The organism is Shewanella sp. 553 (genome assembly GCF_059338375.1).
This window is the reverse complement of record NZ_CM181701.1, coordinates 516,298-523,679: the sequence shown is the minus strand read 5'-3', so window position 1 is coordinate 523,679 and position 7,382 is coordinate 516,298. Positions and strand designations below refer to the sequence as shown.

Annotated in this window: 6 protein-coding genes; 1 reads left to right on the top strand and 5 read right to left on the bottom strand. The window is 48.1% G+C overall.

Annotated features, from left to right (window positions below):
* The first annotated feature begins 88 nt into the window (after positions 1-88).
* Entirely contained in the window at positions 89-1,246 is a 1,158-nt protein-coding gene (locus tag AC5YBZ_RS02455) for a putative sulfate/molybdate transporter (protein WP_494543379.1), read from the top strand.
* 45 nt (positions 1,247-1,291) lie between these two features.
* Here the strand turns inward: AC5YBZ_RS02455 and AC5YBZ_RS02450 are convergent, their stop codons facing one another.
* From AC5YBZ_RS02450 to AC5YBZ_RS02430, 5 genes are all read right to left on the bottom strand, one after another.
* The gene (locus AC5YBZ_RS02450; protein WP_494543378.1) at positions 1,292-1,702 is read right to left on the bottom strand and encodes a DUF1090 domain-containing protein; all 411 of its coding nucleotides are present in this window, start codon (positions 1,700-1,702) and stop codon (positions 1,292-1,294) included.
* A 268-nt stretch (positions 1,703-1,970) separates the two neighbouring features.
* Entirely contained in the window at positions 1,971-2,711 is a 741-nt protein-coding gene (gene rlmB / locus AC5YBZ_RS02445) for a 23S rRNA (guanosine(2251)-2'-O)-methyltransferase RlmB (RefSeq protein ID WP_119977219.1), read from the bottom strand.
* Positions 2,712-2,740: 29 nt separating this feature from the next.
* Positions 2,741-5,206: a ribonuclease R gene (gene rnr, locus AC5YBZ_RS02440; RefSeq protein WP_494543377.1), complete on the bottom strand. Its 2,466-nt coding sequence runs from the start codon at positions 5,204-5,206 to the stop codon at positions 2,741-2,743.
* A 43-nt stretch (positions 5,207-5,249) separates the two neighbouring features.
* Positions 5,250-5,870, bottom strand: coding sequence for a tetratricopeptide repeat protein (locus AC5YBZ_RS02435; RefSeq protein ID WP_475515760.1), 621 nt, complete (start codon positions 5,868-5,870; stop codon positions 5,250-5,252).
* A 173-nt stretch (positions 5,871-6,043) separates the two neighbouring features.
* Entirely contained in the window at positions 6,044-7,339 is a 1,296-nt protein-coding gene (locus AC5YBZ_RS02430) for an adenylosuccinate synthase (protein ID WP_475515759.1), read from the bottom strand.
* Positions 7,340-7,382 lie beyond the last annotated feature (43 nt).

Sequence of the window (7,382 nt, the reverse complement as noted above, 5' to 3'; positions counted from 1 at the left end):
ATATAAGCAGTTTAATCCTATGAATAACCACAAAAAAATGTGGCATTAAAATTGCGTTATTAAAAGACCATTTTCTACGGCAAGCTATATGAGTTGTAATAGCAACAGACTGAAACATATTAATCAATTTACAGGTGAATTCGGCGGAGCTTTTGCCGATTTAGGTACTTTTTTACCTTTAGTGCTGGGGCTTATCGCCCTGAATCACTTCTCGGCTCAAGGGATCTTTATCGGCTTTGGCCTGTTCGCCCTATTTAGCGCCTTCTACTACCGCAGGCCGATACCTGTACAACCGATGAAAGTGATTGCCGCGCTTGTGATAGCCCAAGGGTTAACCCCAGGCATGTTGCAAGCCAGCGGTATAATGATGGGGGTAATTCTTTTAATCTTGGCTTATAGTGGCGCCATCACCTGGATGGCTAAACAGCTGTCGCCTGCCATCAGCATTGGAATACAATTGGCCATAGGGTTACAACTGATTTGGATGGGGGCCCAGATGATGAGCGACACTTGGCTCATCGGTATCTTGGCCTTTAGCACCCTGTTTGCCAGCCGTTTCTTACCCCTGCCCTACCTTGTGATGCCTTTAGTGCTAGTGGTCGGGATTGTATGGCAATATAACAGCGGCTTCGCCCCTAGCTTTACACTGGCAGCCAGCAACGATTGGCAGCTGGGCTGGCCCAGCATGCAAGAGTGGGCCTCTGCCGCCGGATTATTAGTCCTGCCACAATTAGCACTGACACTCACCAATGCGGTGATCGCTACCTCAGCTATGGCGAAAGAAAAGTTTCCCCACGATGCCAACCATCACCCAGACAGATTTTCACCTCAACGCCTCGCTACCAGCTCTGGTTGGGCCAACCTGTTATTAGCCCCTTTTGGCGCACCCGCCATGTGCCATGGTGCTGGAGGGCTAGCGGTGCAATATCATTTTGGTGCCAGAACTTGGATTGCACCAGCCCTGTTTGGCACCAGTTGCTTACTCATCGCCCTATGTTGGGGTGAGAACATCGCAAGTCTACTCTCGCTTATCCCCTTAGCAGTGCTCGGCAGCCTGCTTGCCATTGCTGGAGTGCAGTTGGCATGGTCAAAACGCTTTATCGACGGTAAACCCTTTTGTATTTTTGTCATTCTCTCGACCGCGACGATCTGTTTATTTGTCAATACCGCAGCGGGCTTAGCGACAGGGATGATATTAGAGATGGGGCGCCGTCACTGGCACACCATCTCAGATTTACGCTCCTGACCATTTGCTGCTCCCCCCATCGGCCAGTGGTCAGTAAGCACCGCATTACTTAAAGTAGGATAACTCAGTTTGCAACTGCAATAACTGCTGCCGCTCACTCTGCAGTTTATGTTGATACTTTATCACCTTATCTTGCTTGCCTTCGGCCTTGGCTTCTTCTAATGCTTGGGTATACTCGGCAATATCTTGGTTAACATCATCAATATCCTTAATCAACTCCTGGCGTAACGCTGCATTGCTGCAGTTAGCTTTAGCCGCTTCAAGTGCCTTAGTTAACCCATTAACTTTATGGTAGTTATCCTGCTTTTTAGCCTGTGCTAGCTGAGTTTCAATTTCACAAAATTTTCTTTCACAGCCCATTAAATGTGTGCAATCGCTCGATGCCATGACCACAGACGATGGCAACAGCATTAAGGCCGAAACCGCTAACATCTTTTTAATATGTAATTTTTTCATCGATATAACCTCTTTATGGTAGCACTAGCTAATAATAAATAGGGATGCTGACGTTTATTTCAAGGTCAACAATAGCAGGCTGTTTGGCTGAGTTGCCGAGCTCACCTGTAGGCAGGAACCGTGTGCAAGTATCACTGAGAGCAACTTGACCTAATGCCAGAAACAAAAGTGCCGATGAAGGTAACCCTCATCGGCATCTATCAACGCTATTGGCTAAAAGCTATCGCCAGCTAATGGCCAAATCAACAATTGACCATCGAATTGGCGATTAGCTAATTCTTTGGCGAACCGCCTCAAATAAACAAATCCCCGTTGCGACCGATACGTTTAAACTCGAAACGCTGCCCGACATTGGGATGGAGGCAAGTGAATCACAGCTCTCACGAGTCAAACGACGCAGACCCTTATCTTCGGCGCCCATGGCAATGGCTAGCGGTCCTTTAAGGTCGGCTTGATACAGATTATGCTCAGCTTCGCCTGCTGCGCCAATGATCCAAATCCCCTTGTCTTGCAGGCTCTTCATGGTACGTGCGAGGTTAGTCACCTGAAACAGTGGCACCACTTCAGCCGCGCCACATGCTACCTTACTAACCGTTGGGGTTAAGCCAACCGAGTTATCACGTGGCACGATGACGCCGTGAACACCTGCGGCATCAGCGTTACGTAAACAGGCCCCCAGATTATGTGGGTCGGTAACGCCATCAAGGATGAGCAAAAATGGGGTGTCGGTCTTTTCCACTAAGGCTAACAGATCGTTGTCGTTAAGCTGTTTAACCGCTTTAACGCGAGCCAAAACACCCTGATGTTGGGTGCTACCCGCCTTCTCATCGAGCGCCTTACGCGATGTTTTTTGAATTGACACGCCATACTGGGCGGCGATTTCAAGTAGTGGGGTTAAGCGTTGATCGTCACGACCTTGCAATACCCACATCTCAATCACACGTTCGGGACTATGGTTAAGCACTGCTTCAAGTGCATGAATGCCGAAGGTGATATCTTGTTTTTTCATTAATATATTTTCTCTTATTACTGCGCTTATTACTTAGTGACTTTACGCTTTACTGGCTTACGTTTTTTGGCGCCAGTTTTGGCTGCATCCGCTTTGGCTTTAGCTGCACCACCTTTAGCCCCATTGGTTTTACGCTTGGCGGGTGCTTTGGCGTCTGCCTTGGGCTTACCGGCTGCGGCCTTAGCGCTACTGCGTCGAGGTTTGCGCGCCGTTTTATCGCCAGTCCCTTTACCTTGCTTAGCACCTTCAAGGTTAACCCGCTCACGGGCCGTCAGCGGCTTATTACTCTTACCTCGCCTTGGCGAGCGTCCCTCATCACCAACCATCACAAGATCGATTTGGCGATCATCAAGATTCACGCTGGCCACTTTAACCGTCACCGGATCGCCAATCTGGTACACCTGACCAGAGGCTTCGCCCACAAGGCGTTGACGCATATTATCGTAATGATAATAGTCACCGCCTAGGCTAGAGATATGTACTAAACCATCGATAAACAAGTTACTTAGCCGCACAAACAGACCAAAGTGAGTCACCGAGGCGATCACAGCTTCAAAGGTATCCCCCACATGATCTCGCATAAACTCACATTTAAGCCAATCGCTGACATCTCGGGTGGCTTCATCGGCGCGGCGCTCAGTGGTTGAACACTCTTCGCCGAGCAGGTCTAACTCTTCAATCTGGTAATGGTAACCCCCATCTGGGGTCCATTTATCTTTGCCTTCACCTCGCTCCTTGGCTAATAGATAGCGAATGACGCGGTGCAAGATAAGGTCGGGATAGCGGCGAATAGGCGAAGTGAAGTGGGAATACTCCTCTAGCGCTAATCCAAAATGCCCTTGATTATCTGGGGTATAGGTAGCTTGGCGCATCGAGCGCAGCAACATTACCTGTATCAGTTCGGCATCGGGTCGGTCGGCAATCTGTTCCATTAAGGCTTGATAATCAGCCGGAGTCGGCTCTAACCCACCAGCCATGGTGAGTCCACGCTCTTTAAGGAAGTCCTTAAAATTAGTGAGTTTTTGCTCAGATGGCGCTTCATGCACTCGATATAGCACTTCACCTTTATGCTTTTGCACAAATTTAGCCGAGGCGACATTAGCCAAAATCATACATTCTTCAATGATTTTATGGGCCTGATTACGATGACGCGGCTCAATACGCTCAATCTTACGATCGGCGTTAAACACAAACTGGGTCTCTGTAGTTTCAAAGGCAATGGCGCCGCGCTTAGCGCGGTTTTGCTCTAAGACCAGATACAAAGATTGCAGCGTCTGTAGATGCGGGAAGATAGGTCTGAGCTCATCGCTCACCTCACCACCTTCGAGCATATCGGCAACTTGGGTATAGGTTAAACGTGCGTGAGAGTGCATCACCGCTGGGTAAAACTTATAACCCGACAGTTTACCTGAGGCTGAGATAGTCATTTCTGCCACCATGCACAAGCGATCGACCCCTGGATTGAGTGAACACAGGCCGTTTGACAGCTTCTCTGGCAACATAGGGATCACTTGCGATGGGAAGTAAACCGAGTTACCTCGTGCACGCGCCTCTTGATCCAGCGCCGATTCGGTGCGCACATAATGACTCACATCGGCAATGGCAACCCATAAGCGCCAGCCACCGCTTTTTTTAGTTTCGGCATAAACGGCATCATCGAAATCGCGTGCATCTTCACCGTCAATGGTCACCAAAGGCAGCTTACGCAGGTCGACACGACCTTGCTTTTCCTCTTCGGTTACCTCATCGGGGATCTTGCGCAGTTTCTTTTCGATAGCGCTCGACCAAGTGTGGGGAAGATCGTAATTACGTAATGCAATTTCTATCTCCATACCGGGTGCCATCTCTTTGCCTAACACTTCAACCACTTTACCGGCAGCCTTGATATGGCGGTCTGGACGACGGGTTAATTCGACTACTACCACATCGCCTTGACGGGCGCCGTTGCGATCTTCGTTAGGGATTAAAATCTCTTGGGTGATACGTTTGTCATCGGCGATGACAAAGGCCATGCCTGAGTCGATATGAAAACGGCCCACCAATGGGGCGGTGCGCTGATGAGTTAGGCGCACAATACGTGCTTCGCCGCGCCCTTTTCTATCGACGCCAGCTTTTTGAGCTAAAACCTTATCACCGTGAAAATACATCAACATGTCACGGTTATTGATATAAAGGTCATCACCCCCTTCGTCGAGCTTTAAAAAGCCAAAACCATCGCGGTGGCCAATCACAGTGCCACTGAGTAGGTCCATGCGCTCAGGTAAGCCATAGGCTTGCCCGCGCGTAAAGACTAGCTCACCATCACGTTCCATCGCGCGTAGACGACGACGCAATGCTTCTAATTGCTCTTCATCAACAATGTTGAGTGCATCTGCAATTTTTTCGCGATTGAGGGGTGATTTTTGTGAGCGCAAGTATTCTAAAATATACTCACGGCTGGGGATGGGGTTGTCGTACTTCTGTTGTTCACGCTTTAAATGCGGATCGTTGATCATTCAATATCCAAAATGTCAGCCCATGCTTAATTGCTTGGGGCAATTACCGGGATCTCAGATGCTCCTGCTTTGCCCTCTTAACTGCACTGGCGGGCATTTTTGCTTCTAGCACCATCAATAATTGTAAGGCTTGTTGTTTCATCGCCTCATCACTAAATACATCATTGTATAGCCAATGATAACCCATTTCGTAATCTCGTGGGCTACCATAGCCTTCGCCAAACAACCTCACTAACATCATACGTGCAGGAAGATCGCCACTGGCGGCAGCGGGCAGTGTGTATTGCACTGCACGCTCTCTATCTTGGATGACAAACTTACCATCTCGGTAATATTCGGCAATCCTAACCATGGCTTCGGCGCTACCTTGTTCGGCGGCATCGCGAAGCAATGAAATACCCCTTGGCGGATTGGCGGTCACGCAAATCCCATAATTGAGCATTTCAGCCCAAAGGTACTGATACAGCGGTTGTTTCAGCACTTCGGCACGGGCCTCAATATCTTGCAGTAACTGGCAGTCGTCACTGGTGACTCGAGTGAGATACGATTTATCTCGTATCATATCAATCAATTGTTCTTGGCTGTAAACTTCAACAGCCTCGGTATCTGCGTAGCTGGTTAAAGATAAGGAACTCAAAATAATAAAGAATACCAATCGTAGCATAACAAAATTCTCTATATCGATTTCGCGCCCTGTATCACCTGTAGGAACACAGTCATTGGGCAGTATAACTTATCTTATCGGCAGCTGGGCATATACCTTAATAACGCTCGTCTATCTATAGCCGTTTCTTTTGCCTGACTCAATAAAAAGGCCGCTTAACGCGGCCCTTATGATTAACTAAACGGATTCACCAGAATCATGGTCTCGTTTCTATCGGGACCCGTTGAGATAATATCGACTGGCGTTTCCAGCAACTCTTCAAGACGCTTAATGTAGTTCAATGCCGCTTGTGGCAATTGATCAACAGAAGTGGCGCCGAAAGTAGTTTCACTCCAACCAGGCATGGTTTCGAGTACAGGTGTTACCTGCTCGTAACCTTCAGCCGCTAACGGAGTCGTAGTTGCTACAGTACCGTCTGGGTATTGATAGCCAACACAGATCTTAACTTCTTCTAGGCCGTCTAAAACGTCTAGTTTAGTTAAGCAGAAACCGCTAACACTGTTGATTTGAACGGCGCGCTTCATTGCGACAACGTCTAACCAACCTGGACGACGCTTACGACCAGTAGTGGCACCGAACTCGTGACCCTTAGTACCTAAGTAGTCGCCGATTTCGTTTTTCAATTCTGTTGGGAAAGGACCTGCACCAACACGAGTGGTGTATGCCTTCATGATACCCAAAACGTAATCTAGATGACGTGGACCAAATCCTGAACCCGTTGCAACACCACCGGCGGTAGTATTAGAAGAGGTTACGAACGGATAAGTACCATGGTCAATATCTAATAACGTGCCCTGAGCACCTTCAAATAGAATTGGTTCGCCAGCTTTGCGTGCCTGATCAAGCAGCTCAGATACGTCTGTACACATGCTCTTCAAGTAATCAGCAATGGCTAGAGCATCTTTCAATGTCTCTTCGTAATCAACTGCTTCACACTTGTAGTATTCGGTCAGCATGAAGTTATGGTAAGCCATAACTTCTTTTAGTTTAACGGCAAACAATTCTGCATCAAACAGATCACCTACACGTAAACCGCGACGAGAAACTTTGTCTTCGTATGCTGGACCAATGCCACGACCCGTAGTACCAATAGCATTGTTGCCACGCGCTTTTTCGCGAGCGACATCTAACGCACAATGGAATGGAAGGATCAAAGGACACGCTTCAGAGATAAGTAGACGTTCCTCTACAGGTACGCCACGCTCTTTAAGCATGTTGATCTCAGTCATCAGAGCGTCTGGTGCTAGCACCACGCCATTACCAATAATGCATTTCACATTATCGCGTAAAATTCCTGATGGAATAAGATGAAGAACGGTTTTGTCACCATCGATAACCAGTGTGTGACCCGCATTGTGGCCACCTTGGTAACGAACGACATATTTGGCCTGTTCGGTAAGTAGATCGACTATCTTACCCTTTCCTTCGTCACCCCATTGGGTGCCGAGAACTACGACGTTTTTGCCCATTATTTGCTGCAAGGTAGTGGTTAAAACGGGATTTTAGCAGATC

Excerpts from the sequence above, each read along its gene's own strand:
- AC5YBZ_RS02455 (WP_494543379.1), top strand. The coding sequence starts at position 89 with ATGAGTTGTAATAGCAACAGACTGAAACATATTAATCAATTTACAGGT.
- AC5YBZ_RS02435 (WP_475515760.1), bottom strand. The coding sequence starts at position 5,870 with ATGCTACGATTGGTATTCTTTATTATTTTGAGTTCCTTATCTTTAACC.
- AC5YBZ_RS02430 (WP_475515759.1), bottom strand. The coding sequence starts at position 7,339 with ATGGGCAAAAACGTCGTAGTTCTCGGCACCCAATGGGGTGACGAAGGA.
- AC5YBZ_RS02450 (WP_494543378.1), bottom strand. The coding sequence starts at position 1,702 with ATGAAAAAATTACATATTAAAAAGATGTTAGCGGTTTCGGCCTTAATG.
- rlmB (WP_119977219.1), bottom strand. The coding sequence starts at position 2,711 with ATGAAAAAACAAGATATCACCTTCGGCATTCATGCACTTGAAGCAGTG.
- rnr (WP_494543377.1), bottom strand. The coding sequence starts at position 5,206 with ATGATCAACGATCCGCATTTAAAGCGTGAACAACAGAAGTACGACAAC.